Raw genomic sequence first — 24,736 nt, 5'->3', positions numbered from 1 at the left:
CCTGCGCTGACCCATTCCAGCGTCGCCGTTGACGCCGCTACTCCATCGAACAGGATTATCATGAAAACCAATCGTCTCTTGGGCGCGGCGCCGCTCGCCCTGATTACAGCGCTATGCATCCCCGCCGCCGCGCATGCGCAGACAGCGGGGAGCGAGACCAAACCTAGCTGGTCCAACGATATCGTCGTGACCGGCAAGCGCGAAGGATATGCCGCTCCAGATTCCGGCGCGGCGACCCGAACCGACACGCCGCTGATTCAAGTCCCTCAGTCCGTGCAGGTGCTGACGCGCACGCTGATTCAGGAGCAGGATCGTCGCACACTCGGCGATGCGCTGGTGAACGTCTCCGGCGTGGTGCCGACGCGGTCGGAAGAGCAGTTGCTCATCCCGCCGCTAGTGCGGGGCTTTCCCGCCGAGGTCTATCTGGACGGCCTGCAGATTTACGCCGGCAATCAGCAGGCGTTCGATCCTACCAGTCTCGTAGGTGTCGAGCGGATCGACGTGCTCAAGGGACCAAGCGCCACGCTCTATGGAGGCGGGCTCGGCACGCCGCTCGGCGGCATCATCAATATCGAATCCGAACGGCCGAACGACAAGCTCGGCGGATATCTCGCGATGCGCGGCGGCAGCTTCTCGACCTGGAACCCCTATGGCGACATCAATGTGCCGTTGGCATCTGGTGTGGCAGCAAGGATCGCAGCCGAATATCAGAGCAACCATAGCTGGATCGATCAGATCCACGGCAGCCGCTGGTCGGTGCAGCCGAGCCTCTCGTTCCAGATCGACCCACGAACCGACCTGCTCCTCCAGGGGCAATTCAACCACCGCGCCCAGCTCGAATATTCAGGCCTGCCGGCGCAGCAGGCGCTGTCCGGTCAGATCGATCGCAACGCCTTTCCTGGCTCTCCGACCGGCCAACCGCTCACCACGAACGACAACCGGATGGGTCAGGCGACGTTGCGCCATCGTTTCACCGATGACCTGAAGCTGACTGTCAGCGGGCGCTACTATGACAGCTCGATCCGCGAATATGGCAGCTTCGTCGATCCGGATTTCTTCGCGCCGGATCCGGCGACGCCGACCGTTTATCCGATCATCCCGATCACGATGATCACTGACACGACGGAGGCCACGCTCGACGCCAATTTGATGGCCAAGGTCGACATGCTGGGTGGAACGCACACACTGCTGGCGGGGATCGACTATGACTGGACGAGGTTCTCCAGCAATATGGGACTGTTCGTGAGCAACACGCCCGGCGGGACGATCGATCTTGCCAATCCGGTCTATGACGCAATCTACACGCCGCAGATTCCGGTCAATTACCTCCAGACCGATCATTACCGGACGCTGGCTTTCTACGTGCAGGATCAGGCGACTTATGGCCGGCTGCACCTCACCGGGGGCCTGCGCTACACGATCCTCAAGTTCCGCGAGGACAGCAACATCGGCGTGGCCAACAACGACACCTACCACCATGTATCGCCCCGGATCGGCGCGACCTTTGATCTCGCGCCCGGCGTTGCGATCTTCGCAGGCTATGCGACCGCGTTTCGTGCCGCGTTCGGCTTCGTCGGCGTGGCCGTTCCCAAACCCGAGACATCGCGCAACGTCGAGGGCGGGCTGAAGCTGGCGATGCCCAAGGCTCACCTGTCGGGAACGATCTCGGTCTTCGACCAAATCCGCGACAATGTGGCGACGGCAGATCCGAACAATCTCGGGTTCAACATCCAGACCGGCCGGCAACGGGCGCGCGGGGTAGAAGCGGACATCGTCTGGGAGCCGTCACCGGCCTTCTCGCTGCTGGCCACCTACGCCCATACCGCTACCAAGGTGACGGCGGACAATACGATCCCGGTCGGCAGTGAGCTGACGCGCGTGCCCAAGAATAGTGGTCGCATCGCCGCGCGCTACCGGGTGCTGAACGGTCCGGCCAAAGGCCTGTCCTTCGGCGCGGGCGTCACCGCGCTCAGCGCGCGGCAACTCACGCTGCCCAATACGATCAGCGTGCCGGGCTATGCGGTGATCGACGCGCAGGCCGCCTATGACCTTGGTCGATTCTCGATTCAGGTCTCGGCAGTCAATCTCGGCGGCCGCCGGGCATTCGATAGCTATCAGTATTTCGGAAATCCGCTCGTGATGCCCATCCAGCCACGCTCCGCCTTCGTCACCCTCAAAGCCAAAATTTGAACGCGGGGAAATTCTCATGAGGCACTTAGCCAGAATTGCGATCCTGGGCGTTGCCGTTGCCCTCTTTTCTGCGACAACGACCGGGCAGACGTCCGCGGGCGGTGGGCTGATCATTCCGCTCTATGCTGGGGGTACGATCGCGTCGCTCGGCGTCCCGGAAATCCGGGAGAAGAACAAAGCGGGTGACACCATGATCCGTAATGTCAGCGAGCCCACGCTGGAACTGTTCCGGCCCGCGCCCGGACGGGCGAACGGCACGGCCGTGATCGTCGCGCCCGGAGGCGGCTTCGTCGGTTTGGGGTATGACGCGGGGGGAACCGCGGTCGCGCGCCTGTTGGCACAACATGGCGTTACCGCGTTGGTGCTGAAATATCGCACGATCCGAAGCGCGGCCGATCCGATGCAGATGCCCGAAGTCCATATGAGAGAGATGGACAGCCTCATGACCCGAGCAAAGAATGGCACTCCCTCCAAGGTGCCGCCTTTTGCGGGTGAAAGGCATGCAGTGGAGGACGGCGCGCGTGCCGTGACGATCGTGCGTCAGCGCGCATCCGAATGGGGCGTCGATCCCCACCGGGTCGGCTTCCTCGGCTTCTCTGCGGGAGCGTTCCTCGCCACCGACCTCGCGATCGGAGACAAGGCGTCGCGACCCGACTTCGTCGGCCTTATTTACGGCGGGCTGCGCACGCCGGTTCCCGCCGACGCCTCTCCCGCGTTCATCGCCGGCGCGGCGGATGACGAGTATCTGCCGAATGATCCCGTGCTACTCTACGCCGCATGGCGGCAGGCAGGGGTGGCGGCCGAGCTTCACATCTATGAACGTGGCGGGCACGGATTCGACCTCACGCCGAAAGGCAAAACGAGCGACCACTGGTTCGACGAGTTCGTCTGGTGGATGCGATCTCGAGGTCTGATGGGGGCGACAACGAGCTATCCGAGCTAGCTGGGCGCTTGAGACGGGGAACTGCAACCCAGCACCATTCAGATGCTGATACTTGACGAATCGACCTCCAATTCGCATACGCAGCATAACGGCAATGGATTTCTGCCGGGCTTTCGCGCCGAACCGCCGCAAGGCTGATGATTCCTACCTGTCGCCCTCGGGCAACAAGGAGGGATCGTGCGCGCTACTTTTCGGAACCTGTTTTACACATTCAACGTCGCGGCGTTCGCGCGCGCGCGGCATGACCATGCCATTTCAGTTGCCCGCTGGACGGTGATGCTCGTGCCGATGGCGATCGCCGTCGGCTCGCTCTGCGCCGCCTTCCTGTGGAGCCTCGATGTCGCGACGCGCACCCGTTTCGCGCATCCTTGGCTGTTGTTCCTCCTGCCGCTGGGCGGCTTTGTGATCGGGCTGCTCTACCATCGGATGGGAAAGAGCGTCGAAGGTGGCAATAACCTGATCGTCGAGCAGATCCATGAGCCAGGCGGCGGCGTCCCGCTGCGGATGGCACCGCTCATCTTCATCGGTACTGTTGCTACCCATTTGTTCGGTGGGTCGGCGGGCCGCGAAGGGACTGCCGTCCAACTCGGCGGCAGCCTAGCCAGCGCAGTGGCACGCCTCTTCCGCCTCGACAACGCTGGAGTGCGTGTCCTCTTGATGGCGGGCATAGCCGCCGGGTTCGGAGCGGTCTTCGGCACCCCTCTCGCCGGAGCTGTATTCGCGCTCGAGGTGCTGGCGGTCGGTCGGGTAGAATATGCCGCACTGGTGCCCTGCCTGGTTGCAGGGATTGTTGGCGACTGGACATGCCACCTTTGGGGTATCCACCACGGAGCCTATCATATCGACTATCTGGCGGGGACGACTGGGGCTTTGCTGGTCGATCCGCTCCTGCTGGGCAAGGCTGCGCTCGCCGGAGTCGTCTTCGGGCTGGCGGGCCTCGCCTTTGCCGAAGCCAACCACAGCCTTGGAAGCCTGTTCAAGCGCCTGATCCCCTATGGCCCGCTGCGTCCAGTGGTCGGCGGGATCATGGTGATCATCCTTGTCTATGCGCTTGGCACGCGAGACTATCTGGGTCTGGGGGTGTGGTCGGCCGATCCGAACGCGCCGACAATCGCCGGATTCTTCGGACCGCAGGTGGATCACTGGAGCTGGCTGCTCAAGGCGCTGTTCACCGTCGTTACGCTGAGCGCCGGGTTCAAGGGTGGCGAAGTCACCCCGCTGTTCTTCATCGGCGCCGCGCTTGGTAACGCGCTTGGCGGTCTGCTCGGCGCGCCGATCGATTTGTTCGCGGGGCTGGGCTTCGTCGCGGTGTTCGCGGGTGCTGCCAATACCCCGCTTGCCTGCACGATCATGGGCATCGAACTGTTCGGCGCGGCCCATGCGGTGCCGATCGCGGTGGCGTGCTTCGTCGCCTATGTCTGCTCAGGCCATAACGGCATCTATCTGTCGCAGCGCATCGCGGTTCCCAAGACCGCGAACGACCTCCTGCCGCCCGATGCGACGCTGCGTGAAGCGCGTTCGAACCGGCCGCCGCGCACTCTAGGCGACCTTTTGCCCATTCCGCAGACCCCCGTCCTTGAAAGCGAAGCCATGTCATATCCGCACCACGTTACGCCCACCGAGATCGGTATGATCCGGATCTACATGAAGCCCAGCGAGAAGGCGGCGAAGGGCACCGCGCGCACCTTATGGTCCGCAAAGCCGCTCTATCGCGCGCTGGTGGCGCAAGCCAAGGCTGACGGCATCATGAACGCCGTCGCCCACCATACCCATTACGGCTTCTCCAATCATGGCCCAGTGCGCGAGAATGGCGCGGAAATCGCCGACCCGCATCTGACGATGTGCGTCGAACTGATCGGCCAGCGTGAGCAGCTGGAAACCTTCTGCCGCCAGCATGGCGACATGCTTGCGAGCAAGGTCATCGTCTACAAGCATCTCGAACATTGGAGCATCGGCCCGGCGGGCGTGGACCGCGAGGACGCAACGCCTACGGAACTGCTGGCAGGGTCTGACTGAGCGCACCCCAGGACACTGCTGCCATGGCTGCTTCCTCATCCCTGGCGCGTATGGGCGCTCCTGCCGGCGCTGTTTGCGGCGATGGCCGCAAACAGCGGTGAAGGGGGCCGGATTGCAGGTTCCCTTGCCCTCGGCGCGCCTACACGAAAGCATGATAGCGAAGCGCAGATCGCACACTCTAAGGTCGGCCAGCTACCACAAGCACTGGCGCCAATGCCGGACGAAGTCGGTAGCGACAAAATGGCAGAGTGGTGCGGTATGGGCGTTGATGCATATTTGTTGGTGGGAACCGGCGGCGCGATAGGCGGCGCAGCCCGTTTCATCGTGTCCGATGCAGTCGGTCGGCGATGGGGGACGGCATTTCCTTATGGCACCCTCGCCGTGAACGTGACGGGAGCCCTGCTCATCGGCATCGTCGCGGGATTGGCGCGCGCCTCCATCGGTACCTTCGACAACAGACTCACGCAGGATCTGTTCATCACTGGAATATTGGGCGGCTACACGACCGTTTCGTCGTTTTCCATGCAGACACTAAATCTCGTGCTGGCCAATGAACGGCGACTGGCGTTCCTCAATGTGGGGGGATCGACGGTTCTATGCCTTCTGGCCGTAGCTTTTGGTTATCTGACGATCGTGCGGGCGTTCACATGACGGCCGCGGCAAAATCCAGCGCGGTATCCGCTATCACGCTCTGCACCGCAGTTGCGCTCGGAAGCGCGGTCGGAGCGCTCCTCCGCTTTCAGTCTGGTGCGATCATCATGGCGCATTGGGGCGGCGGAGACCTTCTCGCGACGGCGGTCGTCAATGTCGTCGGATCCTTCGTGATCATGCTCTTCGCTACGCTGACCACCCCGGAGGGGCGTTACCCGATGGGGGAGATCACGCGTCAGTTCGTCATGGGCGGAATCTGCGGAGGGTACACAACCCGCTCGCTCATGGGCTTGAATACGCTCATGCTCATCCTCGATCGTCACTGGCTCCTCGGTGGTGCCTATGTGGCCGGTGTGGTGCTGTCGTCCCTGGCGGCGGCGGCGGCGGGCTATTGGATCGCGCTGAAGGTAAACCGGCCATTCCGTCGCAGCGTCATCGCCGAATGCCGCGCTTTATCATGATCCGGGAAGCGGCGACCGAGCCTGACGAAAAGTATCTCCAGGCCAGCAGCCCTCCATCGCCGATCCCACGTCAATAATAGCAAAAACGCTATGGAGAACGCCGCCCAAGAGCCGTCCGCATTCAGCCGACCGCGAACGGATTCCGGAATCGCGCCCGGCTGCCGAGTTCGACCTCTATTTCAATCAGGCGATTATATTTGGCCAGCCGCTCGCCGCGGCATGGTGCGCCGGACTTGATCTGCCCAGCGCTTGTGGCGACCGCGAAGTCGGCAATGAAGGCATCGACCGTTTCGCCGGAGCGGTGCGACACCATCGTCTTCCAGCCGGCGGCGTGGCACAGCCTGACCGCCTCGATGGTTTCGGTCACGGTACCAATCTGGTTGAGCTTTATGAGCGCGGCGTTTGCCGCCTTGCGCTCGATGCCACGCCGGATGAACTCGGGGTTGGTGACGAGCAGGTCATCCCCGACGATCTGGATGCGCGCACCCTGAGCGGCCGTCTGGTCGATGAAGCCTTGCCAGTCTTCCTCATCGAACCCGTCCTCGATCGACATGATTGGCCAGGCCTCAATCCAGCGGCCATAGAGTGCCAGGAGTCCGGCACGATCGAGCCGCCCGGCACCGGACCGCGTGAGTTCGTAACCGCCGTCCCCGGCGAAGGATGAGGCTGCCGGATCGAGCGCGATCGCCAGATCGATGCCGGGACGATAGCCCGCCGCCTCGATCGCCTCGACAATGAGTTCGCACGCCGCCTCGTTGCTTGCGAGGTCGGGCGCAAAGCCACCCTCGTCGCCGACTGCGGTCTTGAGACCGCGTTGGCGCAGCAGGCCACGCAAGGCGGCGTAGGTTTCGGCGCCATAGCGCATTGCCTCGGCAAATGTCGGCGCCCCCACCGGGACCAGCATGAACTCCTGGAAGTCGAGGCTGCTGTCGGCATGTTTGCCGCCATTGAGCACGTTCATGCACGGCATCGGCAGGAGCGTGGCACCCCCGCCGCCCAGCGAGGCATAAAGCGGCCTCCCCGACGCGACGGCTGCCGCGCGCGCGACCGCCATCGAGATCCCCAATATGGCGTTGCCACCCAACCGCCCCTTATTGGGCGTGCCGTCGAGCGCGATCATGGCCCCATCGATCCCGAGTTGATCGCGAGCATCCATGCCGATCACCGTTCGCGCGATCTCGCCATCGACATGGGCGATCGCCTTTCGTACGCCCTTGCCCCCATAACGCGCGGCGTCATCGTCCCGCAGCTCGACAGCCTCATGCGCGCCCGTAGACGCGCCAGACGGCACCGAAGCCTGTGCCACTGCTCCACCGGCAAGGGTCACCGCGACCGTCAGCGTCGGATTTCCGCGGGAATCCAGAATCTCGTGGGCTCGGATCGCCTTGATTACGGTGGACTCGGTCATGAGGATATCCTGTCAGTTGAGAATGGTGCGTTGGATGACAGCGGTGGCGTCTCGGCCTTCACGCTCAATGCGCCATCAGGAGCGGCAGATCCGCCGCCGCCAGCAAATGGCGTGTCGTGCCGCCGAGCAGCCACTCGACCATCTCGTTGTGGCGATACGCGCCGGTAACCAGCAGGTCTGCGCCGAGCGCCCTGGCCTCGGCCACGAGTTGCGCGCCCAGATTATCATGGGTCCGGGGAACGACGTGAAGTTCCGGATGGATACCGATCTCCTCCAGCATCGCCTCGAGAGAAACGGCGGGGTCGCTTTGTTCGCCGATCCGCAACGCGGTCACGCGCTCTGCCGCTCGCAGCCAGGGTTCTGCACCTGTGATGGCATGTCGGGCAGCGTCGCTGTCGCTGAGGCACACGACCATGTGCGCAAACCCGGTTCGCGGCCCCGTCCGCCATTGCGCCGGTACGATCAGGACCGGCTTGCCGGTCGCGAACAGCGCCGCGTGGAGCGCGTCGCCGCTGTCCATCGTGCGTTCCCGGCCAATGATGATCAGGGCATCGGCATGGACTGCTTGCTGCGCCACCACCTCCTCTTCGGTACCAACGATCGAACGCCAGTCGACCTTGGTTGTATCGTCGCTCGCGCCGGCGTTCCAGGCGACGAACGCAGCCTGGGCGGCGTCGGCGCGTTGCTGGGCCGTTCCTTCGTCATGTTCGCGCAGGCGCTGGAAATCGATTTCCTCGCTGGCAGCGATGATGTGCTCCGGATCGACGACGACATTGAGCGCCTCGACCGAAGCGTCGCCAAGCGCGCGTGCGGCCAGCGTCGCAGCATCCAGGCAAGCAGCGGCGCTTTCGGCACCGACGATGACGGCAAGAAGCTTCATGGCATCAACTCCTGAAATGGCGCGCGAGCGTGTTCGGCGCGGCGAAGCCGATCCAAACCGCGACGAGACAACAAAGGACTGAGAGGAGAACGTTCGCGATGGCGCGGCCCGGCTCGCCGGCCTGGAACAGCGCAAGCGTCTGCAGGCTGAACGACGAGAAGGTTGTGAAACCTCCGCACAGGCCGACAAGAACGAATAGTCTCATGTCGGTAGAGACCGGCAACCGCCCGCCCGTTTCGGAAAGCGCGGCGAACAGCCCGATTGCGAACGAGCCAGTGGCGTTGATGACGATCGTTCCCCATGGCAACGTCTCGCCAAGCCGGGTCGTGAGGGCCAGGTTGAGCGAAAAGCGGAGCAATGTGCCGATCGCGCCGCCGATAGCGATCCATATGTAGGTCAGCATGGAAGGCTTCGAAACGGACTATTGTGGTCCGGCATATTCTTCCTCCCTTCGCGGGAGAAACGGACAGCCGCCTACCCGCGTTGATTCAACGCACGGTAGGAGTCATCAGCCACACTGGCGGTTATCGCGGGCACTCCATCCCCATCACACGTAACAACAGAGAGATTAGGCTAAAGTTTCCAGGCCCACAACGCGGAAACGGCCCAATGGGTGGCCCGGCGGGTTTATATTGCTTCTCGGAGGCAGCGCGTTAGTCTGACCAGGCGCTACGAGGGTAGCGTCGAGGCTTGAGAACCTCGCTTATCGACTTCCCTCCCGGGCGAAAAAAGCGGTCGCCCGCTTCAGTATGTCGCGTTCTTGTCGAAGGATCTCATTCTCCCGGCGGAGCCGCTTCAACTCGGCTGCCAAATCTGCCTGCGGTGTTTCGCCCGGCATCTCCGTCAACCGATCACGACGACGACCGATCCACCGAACCAGCGTCGACAAACCGACCCCCAGATCTTCCGCAACCTCACGCTGCGTGCGCCCACTGGTCGCCACCAGCCGGACCGCCTCGTCCTCGAATTCCTTTGTAAACCGTCGTTGCTTCGTCATCGAGTTTGCCTTTCACCTCAGGAAAACTCTCCACTTTTCTGAAGCAAGTCCAGTCATCCTGATGGCGGTCACGATGGCGCTGGAAGCAGGCGTGCCCACCAAGACGCATATCCTCAACCTGCTGCACCGGCTGATCGACGGTAAGCCGCTGACGACACCGCCGATCACGGCACCACAGGCATTGAGACTGGTCAGCGAACCGATGGCCAATGTCGAGCGCTACGATGCCCTGCGTGGGGAGAACCGCCATGCGTCATGACCCCGCCAGCGGCGCCATCATCGTCATGCTCCGCAGCCTCAAGATGCATGGCATGGCTCAGGCCGTCACCGACCTCATGGAGCAGGGAGCGCCGGCGTTCGATGCGGCCGTCCCGATCCTGTCCCAACTCCTGAAGGCAGAGACGGCCGAACGGGAAGTGCGATCGGTATCCTACCAGCTCAAGATCGCGCGGTTCCCGGCCTATCGCGATCTGGCGGGCTTCGACTTCGCCAGTAGCGAGATTAATGAGGCGCTGGTCCGTCAGCTCCACCGCTGCGAGTTCATGGACGTGGCCGACAATATCGTGTTGGTCGGCGGCCCCGGCACCGGCAAGACCCACATCGCCACCGCGCTGGGCGTCCAGGCTATCGAGCATCATCGAAAGCGGGTACGCTTCTTCTCCACGGTCGAACTGGTCAACGCCCTTGAACAGGAGAAGGCTCAGGGCAAGGCAGGCCAGATTGCCGGAAGACTCGCATACGCCGATCTCGTGATCCTCGACGAGCTCGGTTATCTGCCGTTCAGCGCTTCAGGCGGCGCGCTCCTGTTCCATCTGCTGAGCAAGCTTTACGAGCGCACCAGCGTCATCATCACCACCAACCTGAGCTTCAGCGAATGGGCCACCGTGTTCGGCGACGCCAAGATGACCACTGCGCTCCTCGATCGGCTCACCCATCACTGCCACATCCTCGAGACCGGCAACGACAGCTTCCGGTTTAAGATCAGCTCCGCTCAGCGCCCCAAAACCAGGAAGGAGAAAACCCCGTCTTGACCCACCAATGACATCCGAAACATAATCGCAAGGTGGGTCACTTCTCGATGAAAACCCCGGGTCACTTCTCAGCGGCAATCAACACAGCCCAAGCCCGAACCCCTGAAATGGCGCGATCTCGACGTGCGGCACTGCTGACCTCCCAATGTTGTGCCGGGGCTCGATCCCGGGGGAGACCCACCCGGCACAAAGGGAAGTTCGGTAGCTGGACCTTGAAGGTTACACGGGCGAGGGAAAAATGCGCCTCGTCCGGCTCGGCCGGGGTGCCAGCGACAAGGCTGGAGCCGCCGATCTCACCATCGCAGGAGGCGGGGACCCGCAACCGCGCCAAGCAACGTCGCAGCGGCAAGGCCAAGCGAGTACCAGAGCAGGACAAACCCCGGCGAGCTTTCGCTGCAGTGCAGCGCGTAGATCGTCGCACCGGTGCCGCCCGAGACGAGGCCCACCGCCGCGCCTGCCGCCCGCAGCCGTGTCGGTGCCAGCCGCGACATCGCCCACATCAACCCGACGAACACAGGCAGCGCGAGCGCGGCGACGTAAGCGGGGCACTGCCACCAGCTCGTCCCCATCCAGAACGCCTTGGAATCGCCGGCTGGGGCCGCGGCCCAGCGCATCGCGGCGATTGCCGCCAACGCCGCGACCGGGGGCCAAAGCAGCCGCGACCAGTGAAGCTTCGCCGCGTCGGGCCTGCTCAGCCGGTCAAGCGCCACGAAACCCAGGGACGCAATCGACGCTGTGTAAAGCAGCTTGATCCAGAACGACGGGGTGATGACAGCTGTCGCGATGTCGGGCCGCGGCCCAAGGCTGGGCCAGAAGAGCACCGCGACCCCGGCGACCACTGCGCCGGTGATGAGCCCCTTACGGAGAAGGATTTTCGTCGCCCCGCGCGGCACCGGCTGCAAGCCGCTGGATAGTTCAGCAATCAACGCTTCGGTGTTCATGAAATGCTCCGTCGATCACTCGGCCGACGGGCCTCCACGCCGCGAGTCTTCCCTACATTCGGTGCACAGGAGCAATCGGTTACGCCGAACGAAGATTGAACGGAACAGCCCCGCCCCGGCCGCCGGATCGGGAGAGGCGAGCGTCTGATCCAGGAAACCGCTCCGCCAGCCCGTGCGATCGTCTTGTCGTTCGACGAGAAGAGCCAAATTCAGGCCCTCGACCGATCCCAGCCCGGCTTGCCGCTCAAGAAGGGGGCGTGTAAATCGGCGTCGGGGAGCGATTGAGGCGTGACCGTAGGTCTCACATTCACGAAGAGCGCCCGTCGGGTCGGGATCGTGGCGGCTAGCGGGACTGCTTTCCTTGGTGCCGTATACGTCGCGACGCTGATCGCTGGCCTTTTGTCGCTCCGGTCGCTGCAGCAACCGATTCCGGACCCGCTATTCTCTTTTCTGGAGATCGAGATCCTCTTGCTGATGCCGCTATTCGTCGCGCTTATGGTTTCGGTACATGCATGGGCCGGCGCGGGTGCCAAGGTGTTCAGCCTTATGGCTCTTGTCTTCGCGGGCGTCTTGGCGGGCCTGACATCCGCCTTACACTTCGTCATACTTATTGTCGGCCACCAAGCAGCGTTCTCCAAACTGTCGCCCCTGTTGCTGTCGTTCAAATGGCCCTCGATAGCCTATGCGATCGACATTCTTGGGTGGGACATTTTCTTCGCGCTCTCCGTGCTGTCGGCGGCTCCAGTCTTCAGCGGCGGTCGGCTCGCCACGACGATACGCGTGCTACTGGCAACCAGCGGGACGCTGGCGCTTGCCGGGCTGAGTGGCGTCGTCCTTGGCGACATGCGGTTCCGCAACATCGGAATCGTTGGTTACGCAGGTGTTTTTCCAAGCACGGCGGTGCTGCTCGCGATCCTATTTCAACAGTCGCCGCCTCAAAACGCCTGCCAGGCGGAACGCCCGGTAGTTTCGTAGCCCACTCACGATTGCGCCAGCGGATCACTTCCCGCTGACGTTCACCGCTACGCGCAGTGTGGTCGCAGGCGGCGAGCTGGCAAAAATGCCGCAGCGCAAGGCCGTGCTGCCCCGCGCCAAGGTGCCAGATGTCCGCCGCCACCTTGCTGTGCAAGATTCCCCACGCAGCATAGCAAAGCGCGCCGCGCCGCGAGAGCAGCGGCGCGCTTTGCCGGTGGTCAGTCTGCGGCATAATCCCGTGCCTTGCGCTCGCGCTTCGGATCCAGGCCCAGCAGATAGTCGAGCGAGAATTTGCCGCCGCCACGGAAGATGATTGGGAGCAGGAGGCCTGCCCAGCTCAAATGGGTCGGCCATGCGTCCGGGTAGACGAACACCTCGATGACCGTGGTCATGCCGAGCAGACCCAGGGCGGCGACCCGGTTGAACAGGCCAAGGACCAGCAGGATCGGAAACAGATGCTCCTGGTAAGTCGCCAGATGCGCAGCGACATGCGGCGGGATCAGCGGGATCTTATAGTCGGTCTCGAACAACGAGTACGTGCTGTCGGTGATGTGCAGAATACCATCGACCTTGGTCCGGCCCGACATGAAGAAGACCGCAGCGACTCCGAAGCGTGCGACCAGCAGCAGGATCGAGCCGGGAAACCGATCGAGCAGCGAGCAGAAGCGGGCGTAGTAGTTCATTCTCATTCTCCCCTTGGAATATCTTCGGCGAAGGCACCGGCGGACAGCAGCAATGCGAATGTCGAGGCGACGTCTCCGCCTTCGCTCGACGCGTTGGCAGCGGCCTCGGCGAGCGTCTTGCCCGCGAGAAAAGCTCTGGTCGGCCCGTCGATGACGCGGACCTCGACCGCATCGCTTGGGCGCGTGACGAGGATGATCTCCCGATCCCAGGCGATCGCATCGAGCGCGTCGGGTGGGGCGTCGGGCTGGTGCGCAAGCCATAGGCTCGCCGCCGGCATCAGCGCCTTCGCGATCCGCGTTGCGGGGTGCCAGTGCAGGGGCGCCTCGGGATCGATGCCTCGGGAAAGGGCCGCCGCATCCAGCGGCGGGCGGTCCGCGGCAAACAGCGCCTCGGTCACATTGCGTTCGAGCATCGCGACGGGCCCAAGATACGGTGCTTCCGCAAAGGGGGTCCAAGCGTCGACGAAGGGCCCGAACCTGTCGCCATAGAGGCACAGACGCGCCTCGCGTGGCGGTACCGCCTCGATATAGGAGGTTGCGCACGCGGCGAACGCTTCCTCTCCAACCATGGCCGCCGTCACCGGGTAGTTGGCGAACAGCGCGTCGCGTGCCGCCTTGCTTGCGGTATTGCGATGGACCGCGAGCGCGCGCCGCATCGCGGGGTCGTTCGACGGATCCGGGGAGGCGAGCATCGTGCCGAAGGCGTGCTGGAAATCGGCGGCATCAAGCATCGATCGACATCCTCTGCTCGAGCAGGCGGTGGGCGCGGTCGCGCTCCAGCATCAGATCCTGGAAGGGCGGCATTTCGTCGTCGCGTTCGATCAGGGTCGGACGCGGCCCGACGCGGTCGATCAGGCGTTGGTAGAGCAGCCAGACGGGGTCGGAGACCGGGGCATCGTGGCTATCGATCAGCAACCCGCTATCAGGGTCGGGATCGGGGCGATGCCCGGCGAGATGGACTTCGCCGATGATCGACGCCGGGATCGCGTCGAGCCGAACCTCGGGCGAGAACCGTAGGTTGGCGGCGCTGACGAAGATGTTGTTCACATCGACCAGCAAACCGCATCCGGTGCGCTGGGCCAGCTCCGACAGGAAGGTCGCTTCGTCGAGTTCGTGTCCGGGCAGGTCGATATAGAGGGAGGGGTTCTCGACCATGATCGAACGGCCGAGCGCGTCCTGCACGCGCGCCACGTTATCCGCCGTGATGTCGAGTGCCTGGCGTGTGCGCGGGAATGGCAGGAAGTCCGAATGATGAACACCGTCCCATTTTTGCCATGCGAGATGGTCGGAGATGGCGGCCGGGCGGATCAGGTCAGCGAGGGCCCGCAGCCTGCGGAGGTGATCCTCCGCAGGCGGTTCCACCGACGCCAGCGAGAGGCCGACGCCGTGGAGCGAGATCGCGAAGCGCTCCGCCAGCGCGACGAGCGCTCGCAGGCGCGGTCCGCCATCGACCATGTAGTTTTCGGCGTGGACCTCGAACCACAGGCCCGGGTTACGCGCTGTCAGCGCTTCATCGAGATGCTCGAGCTTGAAACCCAGGCCTGCGGTCATGATCATCGGTCGACTCCTCAGGCGCCCGGCGTGAGCGAGCCGAAGCCCTTGGGAGTCTTGATCTTGGCGCAGGTGCCGGCCGGCACGAGCTTCCACGCGTCCTTCTGATAGTTGACCTTGGAAGTGCCCGCGCAGGTGGTGCCGGCACCGGCCTTGCAGTCGTTCTTGCCGGCCTTGGCGACGCCGTAGCATTTCTCCATCGGCTTGCTCGCCTGGGCGTGGGCGGCCGTGGTGGCACCGGCTGCGAGGGACGCGAGCAGCAGGGCGCTGAGCGCGGTGGTGGTACGACTTGTCATCTTACGGTCTCCAATTCAGCCTCACGTGCGGCGGTCCGTCGGGAAGGGAGGGAGCGCCGCACGGTGGTCCGGGAGGCTGACAGGGTCGGACCACGACGATGAGTCCGCTGGGACGCGCGCCCCGGTTACAGGTCGCCCCCGCAGTTAGATTTTAAAATGCGTCTGTAACCGCCCGTCATCGCGCGGCGAAAACATGGCTGCCACTCGGCAAGTCAACGTCTCAATTCAGGAGTTTGCTATGAAGACCTTCAAGACCGGCGCTGCCATCGCCTCCGCCGCCGCCATGCTCGCCTTCGCAGGTGTCGCATCCGTGAGCCCGGCGCAGGCTGCTGGCGCACACGCATCGGGCAAGGTGCAGCCCTGTTACGGCGTCAATTCGTGCAAGGGCCAGTCGGACTGCAAGTCGGGCACGCATGACTGCAAGGGCCAGAACGACTGCAAGGGCCAGGGTTTCAAGGACCTCTCCGCCAAGTCGTGCGCCAAGATGGGCGGCAGCCTCACCCCGAAGGCGGGCTGAACAGCCGTTGGGCTCGGTTGAACGGCCGGCCCGACTTACGCGGAATATCGTCCGGCGGCGTAAAGCTGTCGGGCGGTATTACCAGCGTGAGGTCAAGGGGAGGATGGCACGCGCGACCAGCGTGATGGCCGCGCAACCGAGTGCGTACCAGAACACGATGTAGAAGGGATCGTCGCTCGGGCAGTGAAAGGCGAAGATAAATGCGCCCCACGCGGCTGCGGCTACGCCGACGGCCGATGCGCTCGCCTCAAGATCGGTCGGCGCACCTCGGCGCATCATATATCCAAGGGCGATCACGGGCGGAACCGAAAGGACCGTCATGACGGCCAGGCACTCGACGCCCATTCGCCACATCAATCGGGCAGCGAGCCCATCCAGGCCTTGACCGGCAACGTCGATACCCACGCCGACCAAGACGATCGCCGTGAGGGCAAGCCCCCAGCGGCGAAGCCCCTTTCGTGGCATGGACACCGGGCTGAAGGACTGCAAAGCGACATTCACGCCAATAAGTGCGAGGACTCCGAGCCCCGCCATCTTCCACCAGAAGGCCGCACGGCCGAGCGCCGCGCCGAGATCGGGCCGGATCGTGCCAAGCGCCAGGAAGCCGACGAGTTCGACGACGGCTAGTATGAGGAGGGTGACAAATTGGGGGCCGAGCCTCGGCCGGGGCACCGGACGAAGATCCCCTACCAGTTTATCGATCAGCGCATCATTCGACATCGGCTTGCTTCTGAACAATCATGGCTAACCGCGCCAGCCCCCGGTGGATATTCACCTTGATAAGGGATCCGGACTGGCCGGTCCTTTCGGAGGCTTCCTCAACCGAAAAACCCTCGATTTTCACGAGCCGAATCGCTTCGGCCTGTGCGGGTTTCAACTCGGTCATCAACCGCGCCAAAATCACCGAGCTGGTCACGTTGCGCTCATGGTCCTCAACAGCGATCTCTTCAGGGAGTTCCTCGGTCCGGGAGCGGCTCATCGACCGCAGGCGATCGATCCATTTGTACCGGGCGACCGCCATCAGCCACGGCTTGAACGGCCTTTCCGGGTCGTAGGTGTGCCGCTTTTCGTGGATTGCAATCAGCGTGTCCTGAACGGCATCGTCCACCATAGCGGGGGGAAGGCGGCGTGCGTAAAAACCCTTCAGCCAATGCCTGATCTCGTCCAGCAGCCGCCGATAGGCGGCGGCATGCCCCTCTTGGGCCGCAGCCATCAATTGACCCCATTGGTCCGCGGTCTCGCTCATCGACGAGCTCCCCGGCACCAGGACCGCAGCGCTGGCCGATCGTTGAACCGCAAGACGAAGGTGGGGTTGCACGTCCCGTCATTCGGCGGAACCGGCTGGACGGTTACAGTCTCGCCCAAAATAAAAACGCGTGGGGTCTTTTTGCACGCCACCGATATGCGTCGTGCTCTCACTGCCGAAAACTTTCGCTCATTGCGCATCCTGGGCATCCCCGTTCAGGCCGTTCCGGCGCATGCGCGTCGGATCGATGCCGAATGCGTTGCGAAAGCTGCGACTGAAATGGCTGCGGCTGGCGAAGCCCGCATGATTGGCGATGTCGGAGATCGAAAGGTCCGTCGACAAGACGAGCTGCCGCGCTTTGTCGAGACGTGCGCGGTTCACGAACTCCATCGGCGGCGACCCAACCGTCTCCGCAAAGACTTTCGCGAATTTGGACCTGCTCATGCCGGCCGCGCGGGCAAGATCGGCCAGACTATGATGTGAGGCCGGATCCTCGACGACCCGCGCCACCGCCCGCGCCAGGGACGGCCGCTCGAACAGGCCGGGGAGGACTTCCCGCGAGCCACGGTCCTGAGCGGATCGGCGCAATGCCAGGATCAGGCACGCCTTCATCAGCGATCCGATGAGTGCTTTGCTCCCCAGTGCCGCGACGCCTGTTTCACGAAGGATCGTCGAGAAGGCGACGCCAACGACCGGTTCATCGGCGACATACGAACAGATCGGCTCTTTCAGCCCCTCGAACGGCCCGAACGATCCACCGATGTCGGCCTTGATCTGGCCGCAGGCGACAACGACGCTGCCCGGGCTTCCCATCGTAGCGTCGTAGTGCATCAAGCCGTCGCGCCGCCTGCTGCATGTCTCCTGCGAAGTGAGGATCTTGGAGGGCGTGGCCGAACCGCCGATCACCTGATCGATATATGCCGGTACCAGGACCACGCTGCCCACCGGTGCCTCGATGCACGCGCCGTCGGCGAGGCCGAGATAGAGCGTACCCGCGAGAATGAAGTGGACCTCGATCTTGTCGAGCTGCTTGATTTCAATCGCCGAGGTCGCGGTGAACTCGCAGACTGCGAACTCCTTCACGTTCACCGCGAGCGCAGCAAGAATCTGGTCGATCGCGGCGTCGTTCATAACCGGCATAGTGTGCCGTTTTGTCGCAATGATTCCAGACGATTCGCAACGAAGACAAAAATACGGATGATGCGGCACGTCGGTGGATGATCTGGCACGGGCGCATGCGTACAGGCTCGATTATCGATACGGCTCGCGTTGGGGGTTCCAAAGAACGGCAGCGACGCCGCTGCAGCCATCAGCATGAAGTCCAGGGCCGCCCTTTGGTACGCTCGTTCGCATTCGCTGGTCATCGTACTCAATGGGCGGCGGCGCTGCCTGCTCAGCGTCATCGAAGACTACAGCCGGGAATGCCCGGTGCCAGGACACCGGCGTCGAGTGGCACGACTGGCGTCTCTCTTGCGCGCCTGACGAACCATCGCAGGTCCAAGCGACACTCCATAAAATTCGGTTCATCCCGCTGGAACCGTCAGCGTCACGGCAAAGCCCGCCTCCTTCCAACCGTCGAGCCCGTCGGCGAACCAGCGTATGTCGGGCAGCCCTGCGCGATGCAGGCGCAGTGCGGCGTTCCAGCTCATCCAGCAATCGGCCTGGCAGAACACGACAAGCGGGCGATGGGGGTGCCGGGCAGCCAGACGGCGCACGCGGAGCAGCATGGCTTGCTCGATCCCGGGGTCGAGTTCGCCGCGCCCGCTCTCGGCGAACCAATGCGCGCCTGGGATCGAGGCATGCGGCTCGGCAAGACTCCATCGTCCGGTCTCGACGTCGCGGAGCGCACCGGGTGCAGGATTGACGTCGATAAAAATGGCACCCGCCCGCCACAAGGCATGTGCCTGCGCGACGTCGACGCGCCTGACACCTTCGGGGATTGAAGGGATAACGCCGCGATAATGGCTCATTCGATAACCTGTGATCGGATCGAACAGTGGGGCTTCGGCTGGGGGGCGGGAGTCGGCCTGTACCACGCCCCCGGTCGAGGCTAGCACTGCCACCGCAAGCATGATTGCCCTTCGCATCCGCAACGCTCCGCTTGGCCCAAAGTCGCATAGTAGCAGGCGTCGCCGCGCTGCTAAGCTGTGCTTTGGGAGAAGATTATGGTCGTATCGTCGCTACCCTGGATCGGGGGGCTATTGCTGGCGCTGGCACCGCTACCGGCGCACGCGACCCTGCCCGCCGATCCGCTCGGATCGCCGATGTGGCAGCGATTGGGCGACACACTGTTCGGCAACGACCCCGTCCGCTTCGACGATCGCGTTCATGTGATCTTTCCCGAAATCGCCGAAAACCAGACCAGCTTTCCCGTGACGGTCGACGCGCGCGGCATTGAGGGGGTGAAGCGTATCCTGCTGTTCGCCGACCTTAACCCAATTCCGCTTGCGATCGATTATACGCTCGCCGGTGCCCGGGCGTTTCTTGCGACGCGAATCAAGCTCGACCAGCGCACCCCGGTGCGCGGTGCGGTGCAGCTCGCCGATGGCAGCTGGCTCGTCGGCGGCGGCTGGATCGATGCAGCGGGCGGGGGCTGCTCGACCCCGCCGACAAGTCGTGTCAGGGGCGATTGGGCAGACCATCTCGGCGAAGTCCGCGGCGTCGCGGTGCGCGGGGCCGACGGCACACACATCCGGGTGGCCTTCCGCCACCCGATGGATACCGGCTTCGTCGCGAACATCCCGACGTACAATCTCGACACGCTCACCCTGAGCGGGACGGGCAAGGCATACGGAACGATGCGGATCGAGGCGTCGGTCGCCGAGGATCCGACGATCTCCATCATCGCCGACACGGCAGCGGGCGAGACGGTGGCCGTGCGCGCCAGCGACACCAACGGGATCCGCTATGACGGGTCGCTCGCGGTGCGCGAGGCGACACCCGCGCTGGCCGCGGTCCGCTAGATGATCGATCGCCGGATCGCATTGGCGGGTCTGCTTGGCGCGATCGCGCTGCCGGCCCGCGCCCAGCCGCTCGCCTATCGGATCATTCCCGAGAAGGTTGCCGATGGGCTGTGGGTCGTGCGAGGCGTCGATGCGCCGATCGCGATGGCCAATGGTGGCGCGATCGCCAATATCACGATTCTCGCAACCGAGGGCGGGACCGTGCTCGTCGATTGCGGCCCGTCGCTGCGCTATGGCGTCGCGCTCAAGCAGGCGGCCCAAGCGCTGACCGGCCAGCCGGTGGTTCGCGTCTATCTGACCCATTTCCACCCCGACCATATTTATGGTGCCGCCGCTTTCGCGCCCGGGATCGTCGCGGCCACGCCACAATTGGCGAACCTCTTGAAGAGCGAGGGTGCCGGCTTTTCTGATGGGATGTACCGGCTGCTCGGCGATTGGATGCGCGGGACCGAATTCACGCCGCCGGGCGCGATCCTGACGGCCGATCGCGAGACATTCGGGACACGGCGGTTTCGACTGCTCCCGCTGGCGGGGCACAGCCCGGCCGACCTCGCGATCCTCGACGAAGCGAGCGGAACGCTGATCGCAGGCGACCTCGTGTTCCATGATCGCGCGCCCTCCACCCCACATGCCGACCTGGCGAAATGGCACGATTCGCTGAAGACGCTCGAAGCGTTGGGTCACAAGCGCGTCGTGCCGGGACATGGCCCGGTCGATCCCACCCCCGCCACTGCGATCGTCCAGACGCGCGACTGGCTCGACTGGCTCGCCGCCACACTGCGCGCGTCGGTCATCGCCGGCGACGACAATGTCGCGGCGGGCAACGTCATGATCCCGGCGCGTTTCGCGACGCTGCAGGCCGCGCGCTACGAACTGCAGCGCTCCGTCGCTCATCTCTATCCGGGGCTTGAGGCCGAGCTCCTGCCCCGGATCGACGCAGGGCGCTGACGCTCCGCATAGGCTCCTGCGCACACGGAGCGCTCTCTTTCGCGCAGAAACACGGCGAGACGCGTGTGTTATCCGACGCGGTTGGCGATCAAATCGTCGACCACCGCCGGGTCGGCCAGCGTGCTGGTATCGCCGAGCGTGGCGATGTCCCCCTCGGCGATCTTGCGCAGGATCCGGCGCATGATCTTGCCTGACCGCGTCTTGGGCAGGCCGGGGGTGAACTGGATCGCGTCGGGCGTTGCGATCGGGCCGATTTCGGTGCGGACCCACGCCACCAGATCCTTGCGCAACGCTGCGCTCGGCACCTCGCCGGTATTGAGCGTGACATAGGCGTAAATCCCCTGCCCCTTGATGTCGTGTGGGAAGCCAACCACCGCCGCCTCGACGACGGCGCGGTGCAGCACGAGCGCCGATTCCACCTCGGCAGTTCCCATGCGATGCCCCGAAACATTGATGACGTCATCGACGCGGCCAGTGATCCACCAATACCCGTCGGCGTCCCGTCGTGCGCCGTCACCGGTGAAATAGACGCCGGGATAGGCCGAGAAATAGGTCTCGAAAAAGCGCGCATGGTCGCCCCAGACGGTCCGCATCTGCCCCGGCCAGCTCCGCGTGAGGACGAGATTGCCCTCGATCGCTCCCTCGAGCACCGCGCCCGCCGCATCGACCAGCGCCGGCTCGACCCCGAAGAACGGGACACTCGCGGCACCGGGCTTGAGCGGCGTCGCACCGGGCAGCGGCGTAATCATGTGCCCGCCGGTCTCGGTTTGCCACCATGTATCGACGATCGGGCAGCGCCCCTCACCGACGATCTCATGATACCAGCGCCACGCCTCGGGATTGATCGGCTCGCCGACCGAACCGAGCAGGCGGAGCGAGGCGCGACTGGTCTGCGTGACGAAGCCGTCGCCCTCGCGCATCAGCGCACGTAGCGCGGTCGGCGCGGTATAGAGTTGCGTCACCTGATGGCGATCGACCACTTGCCAGATCCGCGCCGGGGTCGGCCAGTTGGGCACGCCCTCGTACATCAGCGTAGTAACGCCGTTGGCGAGCGGGCCATAGACGATATAGCTGTGCCCGGTGACCCACCCGATGTCGGCGGCGCACCAATAGGTGTCGCCGTCGCGGCAATCGAACACGCAGGCATGGGTATAGGCCGCCCAGAGCAGATAGCCGCCGGTGGTGTGAAGCACGCCCTTGGGCTTGCCCGTCGATCCCGACGTGTAGAGCAGGAACAGCGGATCTTCCGCGTTCATCCATTCGGGCGGGCACTCGGCATCCACCTGCGCCGCGGCCTCGTGATACCAGACGTCGCGTCCGTCCTGCATCGCGACGGGGCCGCCGGTCGCGCGCAGCACGATCACCGTGTCGAGGCAGGTGGTGAGTTTGGCGGCGGCATCGACATTGGCCTTGAGCGGGACGCATTTGCCGCCGCGACAGCCCTCGTCGGCGGTGATGACGATATGGCTGTCGCAATCGGTGATCCGCCCGGCCAGCGCCTCGGGCGAAAAGCCGCCGAAGACGATGGAATGGATCGCGCCGATTCGCGCGCACGCCAGCATCGCGAACGCCGCCTCGGGGATCATCGGCAGATATAGCGTTACGCGGTCACCCTTACGCACGCCCTGCGCCTTCAGCACGTTGGCGAAGCGGCACACTTCGGCATGGAGTTCGGTAAAGGTGATGTGGCGCGCAGGGCGATCGGGAGCGTCGGGCTCCCACACGATCGCGACCTGATCGCCGCGCGTCGCGAGATGCCGGTCGATGCAATTGACCGAGACGTTGAGCACCCCATCGGCGAACCAGCGCACGCCGAAATCGGCTTCGTGGAAACTGCTTTGATTGGCCACGCTCGGCGGGGTGAACCAGTCGAGCCGTTCTGCCTGTTCGAGCCAAAACCGATCGGCGTCGTCGAGCGAGCGGGCATAGTCCGTCGCATAGCGTTCCGCGGTGATCGTCGCCTCGGTCGCCCAGTTGGTCGGAACGGGATAGATATCTGGCGTCACGTCTGTCTTCCTCATCGCAAGCGCACGCCGATCCACAGCGTGCGCGGGGTGCCGACGTCGATCGATCCCGCCGCGTTGCGGGTGATCACCGTTTCGTCGGAAAGATTTTCGCCGCGCAGGACGACCGCCACACGCCTGGCGACGGGCAGTGTGAGCACCCCGTCGAGCGTCGTCGCGGACGGGAGCACGTCGGTCTGCAGATCGTCCTCATATTGCTTGCCGACATAGCGCGCGGTGAGCGAGGCGGCGAAACCACGCGGCGATGCCCAGGCGAGCGTCGCGCTGCCGCTGTGCCGCGGGCTCTGCGCCGGGATGAAGCCATCAAGCTGTCGCGATGCACCCGATGCGTGGACCCGGCTGTCGCTGAACGCATAGGAGCCATCGACCGAAAAGCGCCCGCGCGCGGCCCGCGCGGTGAACTCGATCCCCTTGGCGACGATCGCATCGACGTTGCGGCGTTGGCGCAGATTGGGCCCGATCGTGACGTTGGCGATCGCGCCGTCGAGGCGGTTGTAGAAGCCGGTGATCCCGAGGGTGACGCCAGCGACCGGCGTGAGGTCGAGCCCGGCCTCGGCTCCGCGCAGCCGTTCGAGCCCGAGCGCCGCATTAGCTTGCGTGGTAATCGGGAAAACCACAAACGGGCGATAGAGTTCGTTGAGCGTCGGCAAGCGGAAGCCGGTATAACCCGCCGCGCGCAGCGCGAGTGCGTCGCTCGCGTGGAACAGCGCGCCCGCGCGCCCGGTGCCCTCAAACCCATGACGGTCGTGATAGCGCGTGTCGGTGGTCGTCGCGCCTGTCGCGCTGGCCTCGTGGAAGAAGCCCTGGGTGATCGTCCAGCGATCGCCACGAACACCGGCGGTCAGCACCAGTCGCCCGAGCGTCCAGTCATCCTCGACGAACAGACCGGTCGTGCTGGTATGGCCCCCGGCATTGCGCCGCGCGGTGACCGCGCCGCTCGCGGCATAGGCGTCTTCGTACAATTCGCCGTCGCCGAGCCGGACATCGGCACCGATGCGCAGAACATGGTCGGCCCCGACCGGCGGGCGCAGCTCGATCTTGCCGCCAACCCCCGTCGCCGGCGTGTTGCGCTGGTCGAGCGTGAGCTTGAAGCTGGTCGCGCTGATTACGCGGTTGGAAAAATTGCGCGCCTGGACATATGCCAGCGCATCGATCGCCCAATCCCCGCGATGGATTAGCCGGACGCTGGCATCCTCCCCCTCGCTGCTGCTGTTCGCGCCCACAAAGCGGAGCGTCCGCTCGTCGCGATACAGCAGACCGCGCACCTGGAGTTCGGTCTGCGCATCGATCGGCACGACCGCGCGAATGGTGCCCGATCCATCCCGGTAGCGCGCGCGGACGGTCGCGGCGGTGAACTGGGATGGCGGCGTGGTGTAAAAACCGTCGCCGCGCTCGAACTTGCCCGACACGCTGACGAACCCGCCGCCAATATCGGGCGAGACACTTGCCGACACTTCCTGCGCGTTGTTGCTGCCGTAGAAGGCCTCCGCCGCAATCGTCGGCAGGTCGTGGCGGGTCGCACTCGCCAGCTCGATTGTCCCCGCGACGGCACCGGCACCGAACGCACCCGCGCCGCCGCCGCGCGTCACGCGCACGCCAGCGAGCCGATCCGCCGAGATCGCATTGAAGGGAATGTACCCGAAGAACGGATCGGCCAGCGGGACACCGTCGAGCAGCACAAGCGCGCGGCTCGACGCATTGCCGCCGAGCGCGCGCAACGTCACACCCTGCGCCGAAGGGTTGGCCGAGCGACTGTCCGATCGGCGGAATTGCTGGAACCCCGCAACGTCGAGCAGCACGTCCTCGACCCGCCCAGTCGCATCGCTGGTCAAGCGCGAACGGCCGATCGTTACCGAGCCATAGGCCGGCATCCCCGGCGGAAGCGGAAGCGGCTGGCCGAGCACCACGATATCGGCGGGATCGGCAGACGGTGCGGGGCTTTGCTGCGCGAGCGCAGACGATGGAACCACCAACGCCAGCAACGGAAGGAATGACGAGCGACGCATGACGGGCCG

Annotated in this window: 24 protein-coding genes, 3 pseudogenes and 2 riboswitches; of the genes and pseudogenes, 12 read left to right on the top strand and 15 right to left on the bottom strand. The window is 64.4% G+C overall.

Annotated elements, in window-relative coordinates; all coding sequences use genetic code 11:
• Positions 1-60: 60 nt before the first annotated feature.
• The 6 genes and pseudogenes from ACP7BL_RS07330 (at position 61) to ACP7BL_RS07305 (ending at position 6,261) form a co-directional block, all read left to right on the top strand.
• A complete protein-coding gene (locus ACP7BL_RS07330) occupies positions 61-2,190 on the top strand; it encodes a TonB-dependent siderophore receptor (RefSeq protein ID WP_299104143.1) in 2,130 nt (709 codons plus the stop codon).
• 16 nt (positions 2,191-2,206) lie between these two features.
• Positions 2,207-3,133, top strand: a complete 927-nt coding sequence (locus ACP7BL_RS07325) for an alpha/beta hydrolase (protein ID WP_299104141.1) — start codon at positions 2,207-2,209, stop codon at positions 3,131-3,133.
• An 81-nt stretch (positions 3,134-3,214) separates the two neighbouring features.
• Positions 3,215-3,287, top strand: a riboswitch (Fluoride riboswitch).
• 23 nt (positions 3,288-3,310) lie between these two features.
• A pseudogene (locus ACP7BL_RS07320) lies at positions 3,311-4,666 on the top strand (voltage-gated chloride channel family protein); the annotation flags it as partial.
• A gap of 57 nt (positions 4,667-4,723) precedes the next feature.
• Entirely contained in the window at positions 4,724-5,149 is a 426-nt protein-coding gene (locus tag ACP7BL_RS07315; protein ID WP_426258235.1) for a DUF190 domain-containing protein, read from the top strand.
• Positions 5,150-5,230: 81 nt separating this feature from the next.
• On the top strand, positions 5,231-5,800 hold the full coding sequence (gene crcB / locus ACP7BL_RS07310; protein WP_299104137.1) for a fluoride efflux transporter CrcB: 570 nt from the start codon (positions 5,231-5,233) through the stop codon (positions 5,798-5,800).
• On the top strand, positions 5,797-6,261 hold the full coding sequence (locus ACP7BL_RS07305; RefSeq protein WP_299104135.1) for a CrcB family protein: 465 nt from the start codon (positions 5,797-5,799) through the stop codon (positions 6,259-6,261). Before crcB (ACP7BL_RS07310) ends, ACP7BL_RS07305 begins: the two co-directional genes overlap by 4 nt.
• 121 nt (positions 6,262-6,382) lie before the next feature.
• Here the strand turns inward: ACP7BL_RS07305 and eno are convergent, their stop codons facing one another.
• The 4 genes and pseudogenes from eno to ACP7BL_RS07285 all read right to left on the bottom strand — a co-directional run.
• On the bottom strand, positions 6,383-7,669 hold the full coding sequence (gene eno / locus ACP7BL_RS07300; protein ID WP_299104133.1) for a phosphopyruvate hydratase: 1,287 nt from the start codon (positions 7,667-7,669) through the stop codon (positions 6,383-6,385).
• Between the two features lie 64 nt (positions 7,670-7,733).
• A complete protein-coding gene (locus tag ACP7BL_RS07295; protein ID WP_299104131.1) occupies positions 7,734-8,549 on the bottom strand; it encodes a universal stress protein in 816 nt (271 codons plus the stop codon).
• A gap of 4 nt (positions 8,550-8,553) precedes the next feature.
• Entirely contained in the window at positions 8,554-8,952 is a 399-nt protein-coding gene (gene crcB / locus ACP7BL_RS07290) for a fluoride efflux transporter CrcB (RefSeq protein WP_299104129.1), read from the bottom strand.
• Between the two features lie 89 nt (positions 8,953-9,041).
• Positions 9,042-9,104: riboswitch (Fluoride riboswitch) on the bottom strand.
• Positions 9,105-9,261: 157 nt separating this feature from the next.
• Positions 9,262-9,546: pseudogene (locus tag ACP7BL_RS07285) on the bottom strand (transposase); the annotation flags it as partial.
• A gap of 55 nt (positions 9,547-9,601) precedes the next feature.
• Here ACP7BL_RS07285 and ACP7BL_RS07280 point away from each other — a divergent pair.
• A pseudogene (locus ACP7BL_RS07280) lies at positions 9,602-9,805 on the top strand (IS21 family transposase); the annotation flags it as partial.
• The gene (gene istB / locus ACP7BL_RS07275; protein ID WP_299106032.1) at positions 9,795-10,577 is read left to right on the top strand and encodes an IS21-like element helper ATPase IstB; all 783 of its coding nucleotides are present in this window, start codon (positions 9,795-9,797) and stop codon (positions 10,575-10,577) included. The pseudogene ACP7BL_RS07280 and the gene istB, both read left to right, overlap by 11 nt.
• A gap of 293 nt (positions 10,578-10,870) precedes the next feature.
• On the opposite strand, the gene ACP7BL_RS07270 is transcribed toward istB, so the two are convergent.
• Positions 10,871-11,518, bottom strand: coding sequence for an NrsF family protein (locus tag ACP7BL_RS07270; protein WP_033963550.1), 648 nt, complete (start codon positions 11,516-11,518; stop codon positions 10,871-10,873).
• 288 nt (positions 11,519-11,806) lie between these two features.
• Here ACP7BL_RS07270 and ACP7BL_RS07265 point away from each other — a divergent pair, with 288 nt between their 5' ends.
• On the top strand, positions 11,807-12,493 hold the full coding sequence (locus ACP7BL_RS07265; protein ID WP_299105965.1) for a hypothetical protein: 687 nt from the start codon (positions 11,807-11,809) through the stop codon (positions 12,491-12,493).
• A gap of 218 nt (positions 12,494-12,711) precedes the next feature.
• Here the strand turns inward: ACP7BL_RS07265 and ACP7BL_RS07260 are convergent, their stop codons facing one another.
• From ACP7BL_RS07260 to ACP7BL_RS07245, 4 genes are read right to left on the bottom strand one after another with little or no spacing between them, the layout of a single operon-like run.
• On the bottom strand, positions 12,712-13,176 hold the full coding sequence (locus ACP7BL_RS07260; RefSeq protein WP_033963549.1) for a DoxX family protein: 465 nt from the start codon (positions 13,174-13,176) through the stop codon (positions 12,712-12,714).
• Between the two features lie 2 nt (positions 13,177-13,178).
• Complete coding sequence (locus tag ACP7BL_RS07255) at positions 13,179-13,907, bottom strand: DNA-binding domain-containing protein (RefSeq protein ID WP_033963548.1); 729 nt, start codon at positions 13,905-13,907, stop codon at positions 13,179-13,181.
• On the bottom strand, positions 13,900-14,733 hold the full coding sequence (locus ACP7BL_RS07250; RefSeq protein WP_126845460.1) for a DUF692 domain-containing protein: 834 nt from the start codon (positions 14,731-14,733) through the stop codon (positions 13,900-13,902). The genes ACP7BL_RS07255 and ACP7BL_RS07250 overlap by 8 nt, the downstream gene beginning before the upstream one ends.
• Positions 14,734-14,744: 11 nt before the next feature.
• Positions 14,745-15,023: a BufA1 family periplasmic bufferin-type metallophore gene (locus ACP7BL_RS07245; protein ID WP_033963547.1), complete on the bottom strand. Its 279-nt coding sequence runs from the start codon at positions 15,021-15,023 to the stop codon at positions 14,745-14,747.
• Between the two features lie 238 nt (positions 15,024-15,261).
• Here ACP7BL_RS07245 and ACP7BL_RS07240 point away from each other — a divergent pair, with 238 nt between their 5' ends.
• The gene (locus tag ACP7BL_RS07240) at positions 15,262-15,540 is read left to right on the top strand and encodes a hypothetical protein (RefSeq protein WP_033963545.1); all 279 of its coding nucleotides are present in this window, start codon (positions 15,262-15,264) and stop codon (positions 15,538-15,540) included.
• A 78-nt stretch (positions 15,541-15,618) separates the two neighbouring features.
• Here ACP7BL_RS07240 and ACP7BL_RS07235 read toward each other — a convergent pair whose 3' ends face one another.
• The 4 genes from ACP7BL_RS07235 to ACP7BL_RS07220 all read right to left on the bottom strand — a co-directional run bounded on the left by ACP7BL_RS07235 (position 15,619) and on the right by ACP7BL_RS07220 (position 18,858).
• A complete protein-coding gene (locus tag ACP7BL_RS07235) occupies positions 15,619-16,260 on the bottom strand; it encodes a DUF1109 domain-containing protein (protein WP_299105974.1) in 642 nt (213 codons plus the stop codon).
• Entirely contained in the window at positions 16,250-16,786 is a 537-nt protein-coding gene (locus ACP7BL_RS07230) for a sigma-70 family RNA polymerase sigma factor (protein ID WP_033963570.1), read from the bottom strand. Before ACP7BL_RS07230 ends, ACP7BL_RS07235 begins: the two co-directional genes overlap by 11 nt.
• Before the next feature lie 189 nt (positions 16,787-16,975).
• Positions 16,976-17,926 (bottom strand): helix-turn-helix domain-containing protein, encoded by a 951-nt coding sequence (locus ACP7BL_RS07225; protein WP_249340829.1) that lies wholly within the window; start codon positions 17,924-17,926, stop codon positions 16,976-16,978.
• Between the two features lie 383 nt (positions 17,927-18,309).
• Positions 18,310-18,858 carry a rhodanese-like domain-containing protein gene (locus ACP7BL_RS07220; protein WP_299105981.1) on the bottom strand — a complete coding sequence of 183 codons (549 nt, stop codon included), beginning with the start codon at positions 18,856-18,858 and terminating at the stop codon, positions 18,310-18,312.
• A 93-nt stretch (positions 18,859-18,951) separates the two neighbouring features.
• Between ACP7BL_RS07220 and ACP7BL_RS07215 the strand changes: the two genes are divergently transcribed.
• Positions 18,952-19,749 (top strand): quinoprotein dehydrogenase-associated SoxYZ-like carrier, encoded by a 798-nt coding sequence (locus ACP7BL_RS07215; protein ID WP_299105984.1) that lies wholly within the window; start codon positions 18,952-18,954, stop codon positions 19,747-19,749.
• Positions 19,750-20,697 (top strand): quinoprotein relay system zinc metallohydrolase 1, encoded by a 948-nt coding sequence (locus ACP7BL_RS07210; protein WP_299105987.1) that lies wholly within the window; start codon positions 19,750-19,752, stop codon positions 20,695-20,697. It begins immediately after the preceding gene.
• A gap of 68 nt (positions 20,698-20,765) precedes the next feature.
• On the opposite strand, the gene acs is transcribed toward ACP7BL_RS07210, so the two are convergent.
• Positions 20,766-22,718, bottom strand: a complete 1,953-nt coding sequence (acs, locus tag ACP7BL_RS07205) for an acetate--CoA ligase (RefSeq protein ID WP_366944954.1) — start codon at positions 22,716-22,718, stop codon at positions 20,766-20,768.
• Entirely contained in the window at positions 22,715-24,727 is a 2,013-nt protein-coding gene (locus ACP7BL_RS07200) for a TonB-dependent receptor plug domain-containing protein (RefSeq protein ID WP_299105993.1), read from the bottom strand. Before ACP7BL_RS07200 ends, acs begins: the two co-directional genes overlap by 4 nt.
• Positions 24,728-24,736: the final 9 nt, after the last annotated feature.

The organism is Sphingomonas sp. DC1600-2, assembly GCF_049897605.1.
Taxonomy (GTDB): domain Bacteria; phylum Pseudomonadota; class Alphaproteobacteria; order Sphingomonadales; family Sphingomonadaceae; genus Sphingomonas.
This window is presented reverse-complemented; position numbering and strand designations above follow the sequence as displayed.

Coding starts and splice junctions, on each gene's coding strand:
- ACP7BL_RS07210 (WP_299105987.1), top strand. CDS start 19,750: ATGATCGATCGCCGGATCGCATTGGCGGGTCTGCTTGGCGCGATCGCG.
- acs (WP_366944954.1), bottom strand. CDS start 22,718: ATGAGGAAGACAGACGTGACGCCAGATATCTATCCCGTTCCGACCAAC.
- ACP7BL_RS07220 (WP_299105981.1), bottom strand. CDS start 18,858: ATGCTTGCGGTGGCAGTGCTAGCCTCGACCGGGGGCGTGGTACAGGCC.
- ACP7BL_RS07270 (WP_033963550.1), bottom strand. CDS start 11,518: ATGAACACCGAAGCGTTGATTGCTGAACTATCCAGCGGCTTGCAGCCG.
- ACP7BL_RS07305 (WP_299104135.1), top strand. CDS start 5,797: ATGACGGCCGCGGCAAAATCCAGCGCGGTATCCGCTATCACGCTCTGC.
- ACP7BL_RS07330 (WP_299104143.1), top strand. CDS start 61: ATGAAAACCAATCGTCTCTTGGGCGCGGCGCCGCTCGCCCTGATTACA.
- ACP7BL_RS07200 (WP_299105993.1), bottom strand. CDS start 24,727: ATGCGTCGCTCGTCATTCCTTCCGTTGCTGGCGTTGGTGGTTCCATCG.
- crcB (WP_299104137.1), top strand. CDS start 5,231: ATGGCCGCAAACAGCGGTGAAGGGGGCCGGATTGCAGGTTCCCTTGCC.
- ACP7BL_RS07240 (WP_033963545.1), top strand. CDS start 15,262: ATGAAGACCTTCAAGACCGGCGCTGCCATCGCCTCCGCCGCCGCCATG.
- ACP7BL_RS07315 (WP_426258235.1), top strand. CDS start 4,724: ATGTCATATCCGCACCACGTTACGCCCACCGAGATCGGTATGATCCGG.
- ACP7BL_RS07295 (WP_299104131.1), bottom strand. CDS start 8,549: ATGAAGCTTCTTGCCGTCATCGTCGGTGCCGAAAGCGCCGCTGCTTGC.
- istB (WP_299106032.1), top strand. CDS start 9,795: ATGCGTCATGACCCCGCCAGCGGCGCCATCATCGTCATGCTCCGCAGC.
- ACP7BL_RS07250 (WP_126845460.1), bottom strand. CDS start 14,733: ATGATCATGACCGCAGGCCTGGGTTTCAAGCTCGAGCATCTCGATGAA.
- ACP7BL_RS07215 (WP_299105984.1), top strand. CDS start 18,952: ATGGTCGTATCGTCGCTACCCTGGATCGGGGGGCTATTGCTGGCGCTG.
- crcB (WP_299104129.1), bottom strand. CDS start 8,952: ATGCTGACCTACATATGGATCGCTATCGGCGGCGCGATCGGCACATTG.
- ACP7BL_RS07255 (WP_033963548.1), bottom strand. CDS start 13,907: ATGCTTGATGCCGCCGATTTCCAGCACGCCTTCGGCACGATGCTCGCC.
- ACP7BL_RS07225 (WP_249340829.1), bottom strand. CDS start 17,926: ATGCCGGTTATGAACGACGCCGCGATCGACCAGATTCTTGCTGCGCTC.
- eno (WP_299104133.1), bottom strand. CDS start 7,669: ATGACCGAGTCCACCGTAATCAAGGCGATCCGAGCCCACGAGATTCTG.
- ACP7BL_RS07235 (WP_299105974.1), bottom strand. CDS start 16,260: ATGTCGAATGATGCGCTGATCGATAAACTGGTAGGGGATCTTCGTCCG.
- ACP7BL_RS07260 (WP_033963549.1), bottom strand. CDS start 13,176: ATGAACTACTACGCCCGCTTCTGCTCGCTGCTCGATCGGTTTCCCGGC.
- ACP7BL_RS07230 (WP_033963570.1), bottom strand. CDS start 16,786: ATGAGCGAGACCGCGGACCAATGGGGTCAATTGATGGCTGCGGCCCAA.
- ACP7BL_RS07245 (WP_033963547.1), bottom strand. CDS start 15,023: ATGACAAGTCGTACCACCACCGCGCTCAGCGCCCTGCTGCTCGCGTCC.
- ACP7BL_RS07325 (WP_299104141.1), top strand. CDS start 2,207: ATGAGGCACTTAGCCAGAATTGCGATCCTGGGCGTTGCCGTTGCCCTC.